The sequence below is a fragment of the Paenibacillus sp. 32352 genome (genome assembly GCF_002042965.1).
Taxonomy (GTDB): domain Bacteria; phylum Bacillota; class Bacilli; order Paenibacillales; family NBRC-103111; genus Paenibacillus_S; species Paenibacillus_S vulneris.
In genome coordinates this window covers 60,084-75,492 of record NZ_MZNT01000009.1, presented here as the reverse complement: position 1 = coordinate 75,492, position 15,409 = coordinate 60,084, and the positions used below count along the sequence as shown (strand labels likewise).

Below are 15,409 nucleotides of genomic sequence, written 5' to 3'. Positions count from 1 at the left end.
GAATCCCCTGACCATGGCCCTGACCTTGGGCTGGGGTGTTCCCTGATTCGAAGTATAGGGGATGCCTGTTCGGATGGAAACTGAAGCTTCCGGAGGTTTGTGAACTATGCTGCGATGGGGTATATGAACAATAGCTACAGGAATGAATCCCGGCTGCAACCGCCTCAATCTGTTGCACTATGGCCTCACTTCCGGTCCGCAGTTCACAAAAGTAAGAATAGTTCACTTCGGTTGTGTTTTTTAACTGGACTACTTTTTGTCTGGTATAGTATGATTTCTACACGATTTCCTAGTTCGGAGTGGAGGTGCCCCTAGTGAATGTGAATATCCGATCCTTTGTAAAAAACCGCAAGCTCTACACGGTCTTTCTCATGAGCATCACTTTGTGTATTGCGGTAACGCTTATGATCTCTTCATACGTCTATTATAGAAACTACACGGGCATTGCTTTGGAGCAGGCTTACCAATCCGATGTGAACAGCTTGACCGGCAAGAGTAAGGAAGTCATTGGCATGACGGACAGCGCACAGGCCCTTTCCTTTCAGATTTACCGCAACAGTACGATCGGGAAGCTGCTGTACTATCCGGTTCCCAATATTTATGACGTCACAGCCGCTATGGTGGAAATTTCCAACTATTTGAATTCCATGCTGTTTATCGAATCGATTCTGGTGTATAATTCGGCTTCGGATACCTTTTACGTAGCGGCGCATTCCGGGCAGAACGGAATTTTCACGCGCAGCGAGCTGGCGGATACCGGCATTCTTGATATCCTGTCACATTTCAATGAATATAAACCGTTTACACCGATCCCCAGATCGTACGATATCAGTTCTGATACGAAGGAAACGATAAGCGCTTACACCTATCTCTGTTATGACGCCATTAATAAAAATCAGACGATCAATTCGGCTGTCGTAGTGAATATTTCTGCCTCATGGATTAATAAGGACATTGCGCCGGATCATGAGAGCACGCCGGGGCAAGCGTACATTCTGGATGATAAAAACCGGATGCTGTCCATCACGACGCTGCTGCCCCCCCGCTGGTCCGAAGCGGACAATGCTCTGATTCTGAACCATGTGGCCGGCAGCAAATCCGGTTACTTCATCGATAAGATTAACGGGGAGAAAGCCCTGGTCACGTTTACCGAGAAGGATTCCTTGGGCTGGCAGTATGTAAGAATTACTCCTTACCGTACCTTAACGAACAGCATCGGAACGATCCGGAATACGACGATGGCTATTGCCTCCGTTATCCTGCTGGCAGGATTCATCATCTCTTGGCTGCTATCCGGCATCCTGTACAGGCCGATTCGACGAATGATGCATAAGGTCCATTCGCTGGAGACCGAGAGGCGCGACCATTTCCAGACCATCAAGCAAAATGCCCTTCGGCGGCTGCTGCTCGGCACGCGTTCTTTTTCGAGTGAACTGAAGCCGGAAAGCTTGAAAAGCATTGGCATCACCTTTCAATTCCATCAGGATTACCGGGTCGTTATTCTGAGAATCGACCGTTTCCAGAAGCTGAAGGCCAGTAACGGCAAAGATCTGCCCCTTTATAAGTACGCCATGATGAATATCAGCTCGGAAATTATGTCGAGCCCCTATCAAGCGGAAACGGTGGACATGGACGATGACAGCATCACGATGCTGGTGAATCTTTCGGAAGAGCAGACTTCAGTCAGCGAAAAAGGCTTTGTGGAGCGGCTGCAGCAAATTCAAAAAGCGATTCATGATTTCCTGTCCATCAGCGTCTCTATTGCCTACAGTCCGGTTACTAACCAGCCTCACCACCTCCACCCGCTCTATGAGCAGGTAAAGGAAGCGGCGCTGCACCGCATGTTTTACGGTCATGGCTGTCTTATTGATTCAGAGGATATTGTGGCGCTGAAATCAAGGGAATATATTTATCCTGTGGAAAAGGGCAAACGGCTAAGCGATGCCATTATGGCGGGGAAAATGGAGGAAGCGAAGGCGCTCTTTGACGACATTGTTCAGGAGACGTCCCATTATCCGATTCATGTGATGCGGCTTGCGATCTCCCATTTGTCCATGACGATCAATAATTTGATCTATACGATCCAGAAGAACGGGGCATTGGAGTTTCGCAGCGGGCTGGACATTTATATGCCGTCGGTCGAAACCGTGGAGACGGTGGAGGAGCTGACGAGCTCCTTCCATGCTTTCCTGGATGAAATCCAAAGCAAGCTCGTAGAAAAGAGAACGATGAAGCAGGGTGATCTGATCCGCAGCATCAACGAGCTTATTGACTGGCATTATGCCGATCCGAATCTGTGCCTCAACTGGATCGCAGAACAGGTCTCCATGTCTTCTATTTATGTCAGCCGCGTGTATAAACAGCAGACGCTGAATGCCATTGTGGATGTGATTAACGAGGTCCGTCTGAAGAAAGCCAAGGAGCACCTGGAGCAAAGCGACAGCTCGATTGCAGAAATTGCGGAGAAAACGGGATATACCAGCAGCTCCTATTTCCACCGCATGTTCAAGAAACGGTTCGGGGTAACCCCGGCTGAATACCGGAAGGCTGTGAATGTCCGCATGGGGTGAAAATAAAAACACAGGCCGCTTTGCGCGCCTGTGTTTCCCATTTTGCTAAAACTAGCCGGCCTTGGAGCAGTGGGGAACCCGCAGGAGGTCAGCAGCATTTGGGCCATATCGTATCTCCTTAACCTTTCTATAGTAAGCGTTTACAAAAATTTACTGCTTCAGCTTGAACGAATTGCGAATAGACTCCACATCGTGAAACATAGACAGGTACTGCTGCTTCTTGTTCTCGTCGTCCGGCACATATTGAACATCGGAAGGGGTATGAAAAGTAAAGACCGTATCCCCGGTCTCGCCAATCTTCGTAACAGGAATAAGCTTCACAAGCTCCGTCCCATCCTTTTCCCACTTTGCCTTGGGCCATACCTCTACCGTAAATAACTGCCCTGCCGGACCGTTGATCTTGTTGGCAAAGGTAATGCGATCATTCCCCTCTGTTACCGTATATTGATTCTTCCACTTCACAGGAATGTCCAGCGTAAAGCGATGCTTCGTATTTTCATAAACCATGCTCTTGGAGCCGTCAGCCTTGTCGTCGGCACAGGCATTAAGAATACAAAGTGTGGTCAATAGCAGCACTAGAACAAATTGATTGCCTTTCATTCCCTATCCTCTCCTTCGGCATTCATTCCCTTGCATCCTTATACTATGTAGACGTACAAGATTGTAAAAAGTTTCCTTTAGATTACTTCTTTTTTTGTCCGGCAGGAGAGGATTGCGTATAAATTTATTGCGGCTTTAGTTCCAGCCAGCGCTTAACTGCCCAGACATGATGCTCATGGAACAACTCCTCCGCCCGCCCCATATCAATCCATTTCATAAGATGATCGTTCTCTATCGGCTCCGTCACTTTATTGACCAGCTGTGCTGCCCACTCAATCCACCGAATCCATCCACAATGTAAAAAGTTTCAACCGTTCCTCATCCACATCCTGTCTCCCATAGGCATCAAGAAATGCATCCATGTATCGGTCTGTCTTCAAATTATAGGCCAGCGTCCACATGCCCCAGTACAGATCATAATGCCGGTCTCCAACCCCGCCGTATCCGAGGTCGATAAACCCCTTCAACGCGAAGTTATCCATAATGATGTTAGGCAAGCAGTAGTCCCCATGAATTAATACATGATCCTCCGCCGCACTCTGAATCTGCTGTACGATGACCGGACTAAGCCGACTCCCCGTTTCCTCCAGCATTTCCATTGTCCTATGAAGATAGGGGCAGCCCTCTGCCGAAAGGGAGTGAAGCATTCTTAAATACTCCCCGAACACACTGGCTAATTTCATCGGATTTGCGATATGTGCTTCCGCCGTACCGTCTTCTCCCGCTACCGCTTGCGTAACTAAATAGTCGTGATCTTCATCGAAATCATAGGCCATCACATTAGGAGCTAGCCCATGGCAGCGGTGCAGGTATTGCGTCATTTCAAATTCCCGCTTCAGACGCCCCCGCTTGCTTATTTTGAGAAAAGCCCTGTCGGTTCCCTCCACAAGCAGGGTTCTGGCTTCTTCCGAGCAGCTGCTGTCATAAATCACTGCCTTGTCTAATAAAGGTCTAACGGAGGCAGGCACGGTTTCCTTATCGAAGTCCGTTATGGTTTTTCTCATCAATCATCCACTCCATCCCTATTCATTCATAGGACCAAACACGCACACCGCATTAGAAACGGGTTATGGATGCAGCCCATTTAAATAACATTCGAAATCAGCAACCGAATGGAATTGGCGTATAGTCACCTCTTCCGAGCGAAGATGCCGCTCCAGCCGTTCGGCCATCTCCAATACAGCTGTACGCAGCGGCTCAAAATCGTCGGGGTCCAGGAGCGCTATCATGTCCGGGTAGCCGAACCTTTGGTAATAACGGCGATAGTCACCCAGGTCAAGGAGCGAAGGTTTCTGCCCCTCTTCCGCCTCATAAAGAATTTGCGCCAGGCTGTCTTGAACATGGATCGCGGTAAAATGGGCCGTTTCATAGTGACCTTGCTCGCAGGCGGTCAGCATTTTGTTCAGCAGCCCCTTCGTTTCTTCGTAGTATCCCTTCATCCGTTCTTGATAAGAGCGGCTCCTGCTCCCGCGCCTGTTCTTCCTTTTGCTGGAAAGGAGACGCAGCATATCCCCGGTCATTTGTTCGCAGGCCTGCATAATTTCAGTCGTTGAACGGCTGAACATCGCCGTATCGAGGCAGCTGTCCAACGATTCCGGCTGAATCGGCAGGCTTCGTACCTGCTCGCGAAAATGGCCCCACATGCGCGTATAATACGTTTGGTTTACCAAAGCTAGGCTTTCAAAAAGAGACACGATGACTTCGTGAGCCAGCATCCGGCAATAAGATAAGTCCAGGCTGCCGCCGGCAAGGCGCATTTTCGTCAAGTACACCAGCCCGTTGTGCAGTACGGCTTCCGCTTTATCAAGCAGGCCGTCAGCCTGATCCGGCTCCTTCATTGAAGCGATTTTATCTCGGAGGCCCAAAAATCTGGCGTAATCCTCCTCCGACCGGACATACAGCAGCTCGCAGTCCGCAATAATGGTGGTGCTCCAATTCTCGAAGGCCGCCATCTTCTCGGCACGTTCCCAGCGGATTGGCCAGAAATCGAAGCCGATTCCATCTATAATAAACTGAAGCTCTACTTCCTGCCCTCTGTCCGTGGCGGGGATGAAGAAAAAATCAAGATCCGACCGTTCCGTCGCCCTTCCCTGCAAGTAAGAGCCGTAGTAACCGGCAATGGCTATATCCTGCGGATAATGCTTCCTGATCCGTTGGACCAATAGCTCCGCTACAGCAAAAACATCCACCGTGTTATCCCCCTATATCCCATCATACGAATCCGATATTGGATCCCGCTGGAATAACTATATAGGATTTTTTTCCAATAATGTAGTACTATAATCATTTTTTACCTGCCCATTGATGGCCCCACAAAGTGAAGCCTTAGCTTCGGAGCCTATTCAGGTACTTTGCGGGGAGCCCCGAAATATATAAGAAAACCCCACAAAGTGGACCCATGGCTGATTCGATGCAGAATGAAACGGACCAGCGTCGTGTCGAACGCTAGTCCGTTTCTGCTTGTTCATTTTTCGCTTTTTTGAGCTGCTTTCGCTCGACATGGGCCACTCCCCATTGATGTAAGGCTTCCAAAATGGGAGACAGGCTCATGCCGTATTCCGTGATGGAGTATTCCACTTTCGGCGGGACTTGCGGATAAATGACTCGTTTAATGATCTCTTCCTCCTCCAATTCGCGCAGATGGAGCGTAAGCATCCTTTGAGTGATATCAGGCAGCAATCTTCTTAGCTCATTGAACCGCAAAGGTTTACCTTGAAGCAAATGATAAAGGATAATCGGCTTCCATTTGCCGACGATCGAATCCAGCGCCACAACGAATTGGCATTGGGCAGAGTTCTTTTGCATACGTTGACCTCCGTTACAGTACCTTTTTTAATACTATACCACATTTTTGTGCGTACTTAACAAACAAATATATATATTATATGATCAGTCCAGAAACTGTATTTACTCTTATTACAGAAGGGAAGTTTTAATTCATGGCAACAGTACTGTACATCACCGCACATCCTCTTGATCTTCAGGAATCCTTTAGTCTTACGGTCGGCAACGCATTTATTGAAGCGTATCGAGAAGCAAACCCGACAGATGAAGTTGTTCATTTGGATCTGTACAAAGAGAATATTCCGCAATTTGATGCCGATGTTTTACGTGGTTGGGGAAAGCTGCGGTCGGGTTCATCCTTCGATCAACTGTCTGATACCGAGAAATCAAAAGTAGCTCGTCTTGAGGCGATTGTTGATCAATACGTGGCTGCTGATAAGTACGTGTATGTTTCCCCCATGTGGAATTTCTCGATCCCGCCGGTAATGAAAGCATACACGGATGCGACTTCCATTCCGGGCAAGACTTTCAAATATACCAAAAATGGTCCTGTAGGTCTGTTGCCCGGCAAGAAAGCCTTACACATTCAAGCCAGCGGTTCCGTTTATTCGGAAGGTCCCCTTGCTTCAATTGAAATGGGCTACAGCTATCTGAAAAAGATTTTACAGTTCTATGGGATTCCATCTATGGAGGCCATTTTTGTGGAAGGAACGGCATCATTAGAGCGAGCTCCAGCTATTAAGGAAAAAGCAATCGCTCATGCGAAGGAAGCTGCCCAACGTTTCTAACCAGGCGTTGGCATCGTTCTCGAGCCGAAATCCGCAAATACAAAAAAGCCTGCTAAAGTTTTTCAACAGGCTGAGGAGCTTACAAAAAAGACACCTTGCCGGTGTCTTTTTCCGATCTAAAAAAAATGACGCAAAACCATCAGGACGACAACGCCCGATAATACAGTCCCCAAGATGCTGCGGGTCAAGATGGCTACCATAAAGCTCGGGATGGCCGCCCAAAGCTCCAGATTTCGGGAAATCGGAGGCACCGTTCCATCATGAACAAACAGCTCCTGACCTACTAGCGCAGCCATGACTGCAACAGGCACGTAGTTGAGCCAGCGCATGGCCCACGCCGGGAGCTCAAAGCGGCTTAGCACCATCAACGGTACGACCCGGGGAATCAGCGTGACGACAGCCGCCGCGATAATGACTAACAAGACGTACCCTCTTACTTCCACTTTTCCATCCCCATTCCTACCGTAGCCGCAACAACAGTTGCAATGATGATGCCAAAGCTCCCGGAGACGATGAAGGTGCTGCCTATCCCGACCACAACCGCTACGATACCGACAACGAGATCGCGTCTCATATTTTTTCTGCCGGCAAGAGACAGCACCAGTATGCCGATAAACATGCCCACCAAGGCAAAATCAAGCCCCCATTGCTCGGGATTCGTGATCCATTGTCCCAGGTAGGCGCCTGCCAAATTAGCCAGCCACCATCCGAGATAGGCGGTAATGTTCAGCCCATGCATCCATTTCTCGTTGATTTCCTTCGTCTTCACCGCCTTGTTCATGGCGACTCCGAAGGTCTCGTCTGACAGCAGGGTGCCGACCAGAAAATTCTTAAATGAAGAAAGATGCTTGAAATAGGGCGAAATAGCCGCACTTAGTAAAATGTAACGGGCATTCACGAAAAAAGTCGTAATGGCAATAGCCGTAACAGAGCTGCTGGAAGCCATCATACCGACGGCAATGAACTGTGCCGAACCGGCGTAGAGCAGCAGGCAAAACAAAGTAATTTCGGAGATGCTCAAGCCCGCTGTCGTCATCACGACCCCCGCGGCGATCCCTATGCTTACGTATCCGAGCAGGGTCGGCAGGCAGTCTTTGACTCCTTGAAGATAGCTTTCCTCATCCTTTTGCGACAATACGGTCTGTGCGTGAATTGGTTTTGTACTCATAGCAGTCCCTTCTTCATCGTTCATCTTGCGAATAACAGAAGTTATTCAGCTAACTACTACCAAAATTTCAAAGAAAATACGGTTCAACGAATTGAACCGCTTAGATAAACAAATCACTTAAATCGTTTCCCGGTCACTACCTGGTACAAATCCGGCCGATTCGTCCAAAAATCCTTGATTTTGTCCGGACCAAAATGAGTCGCAACCTCCGCAAACATAATGTCATGCCTTATGTATTCAATGGCAACTAACACGAGCGCAGGGTCCTGCGTTTTGACCGCCCAAGCCGTCGCGGCAGCACTCGGATTGAAGTTGGCGATCAGCACCTCTTCATGATCTCTTGTAATCACCGTTAGATGCCCGTTCGCCCTCTGTTCGGGAACTTCGGGAGCCATGTAGTTATGATGGGTCGTGGTACCGAGCTTGATGTCCGGAGCCCCGAACACACAGGAAAACACATCCAGCCCATCCTTCACGCGGCGGTCGACAGCCTCCTTCACCGTTCCGACCTGAGGCTCCCAAATCGACAGCCACAGCTCCTTATCGGCCTTTTCTATCATTTCGATCATCTCTGCGTTCACGAGCTCATCGCTGCTGATACGCCGGATGACGTCAATTTCCTGCTCGCTTTCCAGCGCGGAGAGGCTTTTCTCCAAGTAATCGAACGATTGCTCGAAGGTGCTTCTCAGGCGGCTTATCAGCTCCTTGGCCGGCAATGGGGCATAGGTCACCGGCTCGGAAGGTACCGTATAGACAGCACCTTTATCCAACAGCTTGCCTAACACCTCATAAATCATGGAACGAGGAACTCCTGAACGCTTGCTGATCTCATAACCGGTAATCGGGGAGTTCTTCAACAAGCCTACGTAAGCTTTGCATTCATATTGGGAAAACCCTAATTTTTGCAGCTCTTTATAGATGTCGTCCATAAGACTCCTTATAGTAGTTAGTGTTATACTTACTATACAAACAATCGATTTATTCGTCAATGAGGAAATTCGCCGTATTTCATCCATCTGTCTGTGCTGCCAAGCCGTATTTTTTTACCCTATGCTGACGAAAAAATGACTAAAACAGAAGTTACCTGTTGAATGCGGAGTGCAGGCGTTATATAATTTCTTATGGAGGTGATAACCAGTGGCAAAACACTTTGCCGGGGCTCGCTTCACTCATGCAAAGCCTAGTATTGGAGGCGATACTTTGCATGGGGCGGGACATCAGATAAACATTATATCGCCCATTTGAGCTTAATATCGTTTCTAATAATTGGTTTTGCGCCTTATAATTTTTCATTTTCAAACTATAAGGAGCTGAAACTCATGACTCAACCTTTTATTAGAAACCACCAGTATAACCTTATTCTCAAACAAATGGACCTTCTGCAGCATACGTACAGAACGGTGGCGGACCCCAAGATCATAGAATCCGTCCGGTTCAGCGCAGAGTCCAAAATCATAGAAGTCTTTGAATCACTCACGGAAGAACAGCGGCAATTGCTGTCCGCGATTTCCAGCTTGAAAACCGCGGAGGACTTTCATGCCTATGGACGTTCCTTGGAGCCGTACTTGATCGAATTTCCGCAAGTAACGGAGAAGCAGATCAAGAAGCTGTTTCATAAAAACAAAAAATTGGCGATGCCGGATTGGAGCTCTATCCGCAATGACCGCATCACCTATCTTGGCTGGCTGGATATCTCCACCAACAAGATGTTTATTGTGTATCAGCTGAATGGCCAAATTATCGGTCTGGAAGGAAAATTTACGCCGACCCATAAGAAAGGCGTCTGCTTCATATGCAACAGGCACGAAGAGGTCGCTCTATTCTCCGCCATATCCAAATCCCGGCCTGCAAATGCTTCTTCCGATTATTACAAAGCGGTCGGCAACTATATGTGCATCCATAGCGATGCATGCAACAAAAACATTACGGATCTGACTTCCTTAGAGAAGTTTATCCATCATGTCATAGGCTAACAAACTAGGGCGGCTGTCAGCCGCCCTTTTCACGTTCAAGAGGGGATAAATACGATCTGCGTATTATCCCCTCTTGATTTATTTTCCCGTCCATTTGAAGCTCAACCGGCCATGATGTACCAGAAAAAAGAGTACCCCAGTTCATAGCTTAGCTCATGAAGTATTAGGAGGACGGCAAGCCATAGCTGTCCAAAAAGGCATTGACCAGCGCAAGCGGCTCCTCATAGCCGTAATGACGGAAGGAATAGCCTTTGGCCACATACGGCGCTCCGTTGTAGAACATTTCGTACTGCTGATGCCGCCCGCCGAATTCGGAGCCGATAATATCCCACGCCAGCTTGAACAGCTGGACCTTCTGCTCCGCCTTCACGCCGGTCGAGCGGATATAGCGCTCCATATCTCCCCGGGTCTCCGGATTCACAAGCTCTCTATATGAAGACGGCACCTGAAGGACGCCGCCGCCGACCAGCTCTCGCAGAATGCTGATGACCGAAGAATAGATCTTATCCTGCATGCCGACAATCCCGTACAAGAACCGTCCGTGCGGCCTGGCTACCCCGTTGCCGTCGATGATGCATTCGTACTCGGAGGCCAGCAGCATCCCTTCTACCGAAGCAGCTAACGAAGCCAGCTCCCCGAGCCGTTCCTGCACCTGAGGAAATTTGTCCGTTCCGTTCATTTCCGTTATTTTCCTCGCCACTCCGATCAGGAACTTCATCTTCACGGCCAGACGGGTTTGTGCCTGGTTGTTGCCCAGCGCGTGAGCTGGCGTCACCATAAACTGCGCACGAGTCGCTTCAATATTTTTGTAGACAAAAACATGCTTCCATGGGATGAACACATCATCAAAGACCACGAGAGAGTCACTTTCATCGAATTGGGTCGATAACGGATAATCATAAGTACTCGGCTTATCCGCGGCAAAGCTTTGCCGTGCGTACAGCTTCAGCCCCGGCGCATCCATCGGCACGACAAACGATATCGCATAATCCTCGTCCCCAGGACGCAGAGGGGTAATGCTGCTGCAAAACAAGTAATTGGACACAGCCGAGCTGGTCCCTAGCATTTGCGATCCTCGTACGATGATCCCGTCTTCTCGTTCCTCATACACTCCGACAGGGAGGAATTTCTCCTCCTGCTCATGTGCCGTTTTAGTACGGTCGATTTGCGGAGGGATGATGACATAAGTAACGAATTGATCATGATCCCTTGCGTATTGATAGAAATCGAGAACGTTTTGCGCCCTATCACCGAACACTTCCGGGTGGCTCGCAAAGCCTGACAAAAAACTGGCAACGTGATCAGGGCTCCTCCCGGCAAAACCGCAGGTCGCCTCTGCCCAACGGGTTATCGCTTGACGGCGGTTCGCCAAGTCTTCCCTGCTTCTCGGTATCATAAAGATTCGATTCGCAATGGTACCATCCACAGTGGTGTAGGTCATTCGGTTCGCCGGATCGGCGGCAATATCGTACAGCTTGGAGAATGATTCGACAATACCTGAGAAGGCGGGATGGGTCGTCACATCTTTAACGCGCTCGCCGTTAATATAGATGCAGCGATGATCCTTCAAAGATTCCTTGTATTGCTTGCCGTTCCTTACCATCCTTTTCTTCCTTTCACCTGGCTTCCGGCCCCCGCTCGATGGAGCCCCACCGTTTGACCCAATCCGGATCATAGCCAAACTGGTCGAGAACCCGGCCTACCGTATGATTTACGATATCGTCAATCGTCTGCGGTTTATTGTAAAAAGCAGGCATCGGAGGAAAGACCATCGCACCCGCCAAAATGACCGTTTCCATATTCCGCACATGAATCAGGTTTAATGGGGATTCTCTTGTCAGCAAAATCAGCTTCTTGCCTTCCTTCAGCATGACGTCCGCTGCCCGGGTCACCAAATCGGAGGCTAGTCCGGAGGCAACCCCTGCCAGCGTCTTCATGCTGCACGGAGCAATAACCATACCGTCGACGCGGAAGGAGCCGGAGGATACGCTTGCAGCCTGATTTTTCACGCTATGATAGACGGAAGCCATCTTCTTCACCTGATTGAGGGAATAGGACGTTTCCATCTGAATCGTCTTCTCTCCCCATTCGCTAATAATCAGATGGGTCTCAGCCCCCAGCTCATTCAAGGCTTCCAATAATCGCACGCCATAGATGGCACCTGAACCTCCGGTAATACCAACGATGATTCTTTTCATTCAGGAGTCCTCCGTCGTTTGTCGTTTCGTTACTTAGTTATTTCCAAAATAACGGTCGACGATCTGCTGCGGCAGCCGGTCCGTCACGACCGCGTTTTGCACATATTCCGCAAAGTTCGGAATCCGGGTGACCTCATAGTCATTCGGGGCCGCGCTTAACGGCACCGTACAATCGAAGCCCATCTTGGAACCGACCCCATTGTCCGTCGACGGATCAAGCTTCGAACCCAACGCACGATGAACGACGACCAGATCGTGCTCCGCCTGAAAACGCGTTGCTAAACACCAGTCGACCTGATCCATATCAAAAATATCGATTTCTTCATCCACGACAATCACTTTTTTCACATCGTAATGGCCGGCAAAGGCGGCCAAAATCACGTTTTTCGCTTCGCCCTCGTTCCGCTTCTTCATGGAAACAACCATGTGGAAGCGGCATTTGCCGCCTTTGGTCAGATGAACGTTGCGAACAGTCGGTACCGTATTTTTCAAGGATCTTAACAGCGACGCTTCGCGAGGAATTCCCCCCAGCAGCAGGTTCTCGTCTGAACCGGCCAGGCACGTCTGATAAATCGGGTCCTTGCGGTGCGTAACGCAATGGATCTCTATGACTTCTTTATTGCTCTTGGCTCCGTAATAAGCCGGGAATTCTCCGAATGGACCTTCCGGTTCACGCACCTTCGGCAAAATTTTGCCCTCCAATACGATCTCCGCATGTGCGGGAACATCGATATTGACGGTTTTACAGCGGACTACCGGGATCGGGGCGTTCTTCAAGGCGCCTGCGATTTCCAGCTCATCCTGACCCAGCGGCGCAATGGCCTGCGAGGCCAGCATCAGAATCGGATCGACGCCGATGACGATGGCGATTTCCAATGGAAGCCCCTTCTCCTCCATCTTTTTGTAAAAATTAAACGTATGTCTCGGCAAAATCAGCGCTCCAAGACGATTGGGACCTGAAACCTGAAGCCGGTGAATGGAAACGTTCTGATTGCCGGTTTCCGGGTCCCGGACTATGGCAAGCCCCGCGCTGATATACGGACCGGAATCCTTCTCTTGATGAATCGGAATCGGGAACAGCTTCAACAGATCGATGTCCGTATCGATAACGACCTCATGGACAGGAGCCTCCTCGCTCGACACCGGCTCGGTCGGCAGCGGATGATCAATGGCTTCAAGAAATTTCGGAATCATCTCCTCTTCCTTGCACCCCAGCGCCTGTGCGAAATGGGAACGGGTGCTGGCGATCCCCGCTACAGCCGAAGTGGTGTAGCCGGAAACCTTCGGGAAGAACACCGGCTTGACGCCGTCATATTGCTTGGTCAACGCCGCGATCTCAAATTCCGTAGATACATGCTTGTCTACTACCGCCAATTGACCGGATTCGTTCATATGCTGCAGCCAGGATCTCAAACTATTTGCTATCATCTTTATACTCCGCCTCCATCATGAGATAGTACTTGCTTGACCTGCGGTTTGGTGTACTTTTGATAAATGCACAGCACAATCAATCCGGCCAGACCGACGATGCTCGATATAATCTCGGGAACGATCATGCAGATCGATACAATATAGAAGCCCAATCGGATCAAGATATTCATGTCACGGAACATGTAGCCGACCACGGCTGCACACAGAGCGAATATGCCTGCGCAGGTAAAGAAGACCGCTAACACAATGTGCTGCCAATCTCCGATTAACAGCAATTCCGGACTCATGATGAACGCAAACGGAATGAGCAGTACCGGAATACCATAGTAGAATGCGACAAACCCTGTCTGGAAAGGCTTCGTACCTGCGATCCCCGCAGCACTGTAACTGGCCAGGGCGACAGGCGGTGTAATCATGGACAAGCAAGCCAGGTAAAATACGAACATGTGAGCCGTCATTTTCTCAACGCCGAACTGCTGCAGCGCCGGTGCCATCAAGACGGCGGCCATAATATAAGCGGAGGTCGTCGGCATTCCCATGCCGAGAATAATGCAGGCCAGACATACGAGCAGTAAGCTGATCACATAATTGCCCATGGAGAATTCGATGATCAAGCTTGTAAATTTCAGACCAAGGCCGGAATATACAATAACGCCGACGATGATGCCCGCTACCGCGCACGGTATAGCTACCTGAATCGATTGCTTGGCGCCGCTTTCGAGCGCTTCAAATATTTTCACGAGCGTAAACCTCGTATTTTTGCGGATAAAGCTGGTAATAACAATAACGACGATAGACCAGAACGCCGCTTTTTGAAGGGTGAAGCCGGCGAAGATCAGGACAACCAGCAGAGCCAAAGGAATGAGCAGATGCAGCCTGTTCAATATTTCCTTCTTCTCTACGGCGTGCTCGTCCTCGACCTCGCTGCGGCCCATGCCTTCTTTTCTAGCCTTCAGGTCGACCATGACATAGACGGAAAGATAATACAGGATGGCCGGAATCAAGGCCGCCAAACAAACCGCGCTGTACTTAACCCCCAGCATATCCGCCATAATGAACGCAGCGGCGCCCATAATAGGAGGCAGGATTTGCCCCCCTGTGGAGGCCAGCGCTTCAACCGATGCGGCAAACATACCGGTATAGCCTGATTTTCTCATCAAAGGAATGGTGAAAATCCCGACGCTTGCAACGTTGGCGGCGGCGCTGCCGCTGATCGTTCCCATCAAGCTGCTGGCAACGACTGCCGCTTTGGCCGGACCGCCCACGGTTCTGCGGGTAATCGTGTGAGCAATATCGATAAACAGCTTGCCACCCCCCGATATTTCCAGAAAGGCGCCGAACAATATAAAGTAGAATACGAAATCAACGGATACTCCGACAGGAGAACCAAAGATACCATCAACGGAAAGAAATTGAAGGTCTACCATTTCCGAGAAATTCATTCCGCGGTGCTGAAGAAGACCGGACAAGCTCGGGCCAATGAAGCCGTACAAGAGGAACATGACGGCCAATAGAGTCATGGCGTAGCCAACCGTCCGTCTGGACGCTTCCAGAAGCAGGAGTACGGTCAGTACGCCAATGATCCAGTCTAATGCAGTTATATCGTCGACATACGGAATACGTGAATTTAACCGTTCGCTGGAAAAAGCGATGTAAAATCCGGGAATCAAGCCCAGTACGGCAAGCGCATAATTGTACACCTTGGACAACGTACTGGTGTGTTCTTTCTTCGCATTGAACAAGCTAAAGGTTAAAGCAAGAGCGAATCCGACATGGATCGCTCTTTGGGTGACGCTGGGAAAGCTGCCGAAACTGGCTGTGTATAACTGGAATACGGACCATGCAATAGCAATAAGCGAGGGTAAGCTCAGAAATTTTTTCATACGGCATTGTCCTT

The 15,409-nt window shown here is 49.5% G+C and carries 15 protein-coding genes; 3 read left to right on the top strand and 12 right to left on the bottom strand.

The genetic code is table 11. The features are described 5' to 3' along the window. Positions 1–314 precede the first annotated feature (314 nt). Positions 315–2,570, top strand: coding sequence for a helix-turn-helix domain-containing protein (locus B1728_RS20870; protein ID WP_256865444.1), 2,256 nt, complete (start codon positions 315–317; stop codon positions 2,568–2,570). A 150-nt stretch (positions 2,571–2,720) separates the two neighbouring features. On the opposite strand, the gene B1728_RS20865 is transcribed toward B1728_RS20870, so the two are convergent. The 5 genes from B1728_RS20865 to B1728_RS20850 form a co-directional block, all read right to left on the bottom strand. Then, positions 2,721–3,170, bottom strand: coding sequence for a hypothetical protein (locus tag B1728_RS20865; RefSeq protein ID WP_079912341.1), 450 nt, complete (start codon positions 3,168–3,170; stop codon positions 2,721–2,723). Between the two features lie 124 nt (positions 3,171–3,294). After that, positions 3,295–3,417, bottom strand: a complete 123-nt coding sequence (locus B1728_RS36895) for an NUDIX hydrolase (protein WP_256865443.1) — start codon at positions 3,415–3,417, stop codon at positions 3,295–3,297. A 25-nt stretch (positions 3,418–3,442) separates the two neighbouring features. Further along, positions 3,443–4,174, bottom strand: a complete 732-nt coding sequence (locus B1728_RS20860; protein WP_079912340.1) for an aminoglycoside 3'-phosphotransferase — start codon at positions 4,172–4,174, stop codon at positions 3,443–3,445. Between the two features lie 63 nt (positions 4,175–4,237). Then, positions 4,238–5,359, bottom strand: a complete 1,122-nt coding sequence (locus B1728_RS20855; RefSeq protein WP_079912339.1) for a nucleotidyltransferase domain-containing protein — start codon at positions 5,357–5,359, stop codon at positions 4,238–4,240. Positions 5,360–5,615: 256 nt separating this feature from the next. Continuing rightward, positions 5,616–5,975: a winged helix-turn-helix transcriptional regulator gene (locus B1728_RS20850; RefSeq protein ID WP_079912338.1), complete on the bottom strand. Its 360-nt coding sequence runs from the start codon at positions 5,973–5,975 to the stop codon at positions 5,616–5,618. Positions 5,976–6,109: 134 nt separating this feature from the next. On the opposite strand from B1728_RS20850, the gene B1728_RS20845 reads away from it, so the two are divergent. Further along, entirely contained in the window at positions 6,110–6,742 is a 633-nt protein-coding gene (locus B1728_RS20845) for an NAD(P)H-dependent oxidoreductase (RefSeq protein WP_079912337.1), read from the top strand. Between the two features lie 116 nt (positions 6,743–6,858). Here the strand turns inward: B1728_RS20845 and B1728_RS20840 are convergent, their stop codons facing one another. From B1728_RS20840 to B1728_RS20830, 3 genes are all read right to left on the bottom strand, one after another. Then, positions 6,859–7,185 carry an AzlD domain-containing protein gene (locus tag B1728_RS20840; RefSeq protein ID WP_079912336.1) on the bottom strand — a complete coding sequence of 109 codons (327 nt, stop codon included), beginning with the start codon at positions 7,183–7,185 and terminating at the stop codon, positions 6,859–6,861. Then, positions 7,176–7,910: an AzlC family ABC transporter permease gene (locus B1728_RS20835; protein ID WP_079912335.1), complete on the bottom strand. Its 735-nt coding sequence runs from the start codon at positions 7,908–7,910 to the stop codon at positions 7,176–7,178. The genes B1728_RS20840 and B1728_RS20835 overlap by 10 nt, the downstream gene beginning before the upstream one ends. 113 nt (positions 7,911–8,023) lie before the next feature. After that, positions 8,024–8,839 carry a TrmB family transcriptional regulator gene (locus B1728_RS20830; protein WP_079912334.1) on the bottom strand — a complete coding sequence of 272 codons (816 nt, stop codon included), beginning with the start codon at positions 8,837–8,839 and terminating at the stop codon, positions 8,024–8,026. Between the two features lie 390 nt (positions 8,840–9,229). Between B1728_RS20830 and B1728_RS20825 the strand changes: the two genes are divergently transcribed. After that, positions 9,230–9,883 carry a FusB/FusC family EF-G-binding protein gene (locus B1728_RS20825; RefSeq protein WP_079912333.1) on the top strand — a complete coding sequence of 218 codons (654 nt, stop codon included), beginning with the start codon at positions 9,230–9,232 and terminating at the stop codon, positions 9,881–9,883. Between the two features lie 163 nt (positions 9,884–10,046). Here B1728_RS20825 and B1728_RS20820 read toward each other — a convergent pair whose 3' ends face one another. Genes B1728_RS20820 through B1728_RS20805 form a run of 4 tightly spaced genes read right to left on the bottom strand, consistent with a single transcriptional unit; the run spans position 10,047 to position 15,395 of the window. Further along, a complete protein-coding gene (locus tag B1728_RS20820; protein WP_079912332.1) occupies positions 10,047–11,486 on the bottom strand; it encodes a 4-hydroxyphenylacetate 3-hydroxylase family protein in 1,440 nt (479 codons plus the stop codon). Between the two features lie 13 nt (positions 11,487–11,499). Then, positions 11,500–12,081: a UbiX family flavin prenyltransferase gene (locus B1728_RS20815; protein WP_079912331.1), complete on the bottom strand. Its 582-nt coding sequence runs from the start codon at positions 12,079–12,081 to the stop codon at positions 11,500–11,502. A 33-nt stretch (positions 12,082–12,114) separates the two neighbouring features. Next, positions 12,115–13,509: a UbiD family decarboxylase gene (locus B1728_RS20810; RefSeq protein WP_079912330.1), complete on the bottom strand. Its 1,395-nt coding sequence runs from the start codon at positions 13,507–13,509 to the stop codon at positions 12,115–12,117. Positions 13,510–13,511: 2 nt separating this feature from the next. Beyond that, positions 13,512–15,395: a TRAP transporter permease gene (locus B1728_RS20805; RefSeq protein WP_079912329.1), complete on the bottom strand. Its 1,884-nt coding sequence runs from the start codon at positions 15,393–15,395 to the stop codon at positions 13,512–13,514. Positions 15,396–15,409: the final 14 nt, after the last annotated feature.

Excerpts from the sequence above, each read along its gene's own strand:
- B1728_RS20865 (WP_079912341.1), bottom strand. The coding sequence starts at position 3,170 with ATGAAAGGCAATCAATTTGTTCTAGTGCTGCTATTGACCACACTTTGT.
- B1728_RS20860 (WP_079912340.1), bottom strand. The coding sequence starts at position 4,174 with ATGAGAAAAACCATAACGGACTTCGATAAGGAAACCGTGCCTGCCTCC.
- B1728_RS20850 (WP_079912338.1), bottom strand. The coding sequence starts at position 5,975 with ATGCAAAAGAACTCTGCCCAATGCCAATTCGTTGTGGCGCTGGATTCG.
- B1728_RS20845 (WP_079912337.1), top strand. The coding sequence starts at position 6,110 with ATGGCAACAGTACTGTACATCACCGCACATCCTCTTGATCTTCAGGAA.
- B1728_RS20835 (WP_079912335.1), bottom strand. The coding sequence starts at position 7,910 with ATGAGTACAAAACCAATTCACGCACAGACCGTATTGTCGCAAAAGGAT.
- B1728_RS20830 (WP_079912334.1), bottom strand. The coding sequence starts at position 8,839 with ATGGACGACATCTATAAAGAGCTGCAAAAATTAGGGTTTTCCCAATAT.
- B1728_RS20825 (WP_079912333.1), top strand. The coding sequence starts at position 9,230 with ATGACTCAACCTTTTATTAGAAACCACCAGTATAACCTTATTCTCAAA.
- B1728_RS20820 (WP_079912332.1), bottom strand. The coding sequence starts at position 11,486 with ATGGTAAGGAACGGCAAGCAATACAAGGAATCTTTGAAGGATCATCGC.
- B1728_RS20815 (WP_079912331.1), bottom strand. The coding sequence starts at position 12,081 with ATGAAAAGAATCATCGTTGGTATTACCGGAGGTTCAGGTGCCATCTAT.
- B1728_RS20810 (WP_079912330.1), bottom strand. The coding sequence starts at position 13,509 with ATGATAGCAAATAGTTTGAGATCCTGGCTGCAGCATATGAACGAATCC.
- B1728_RS20805 (WP_079912329.1), bottom strand. The coding sequence starts at position 15,395 with ATGAAAAAATTTCTGAGCTTACCCTCGCTTATTGCTATTGCATGGTCC.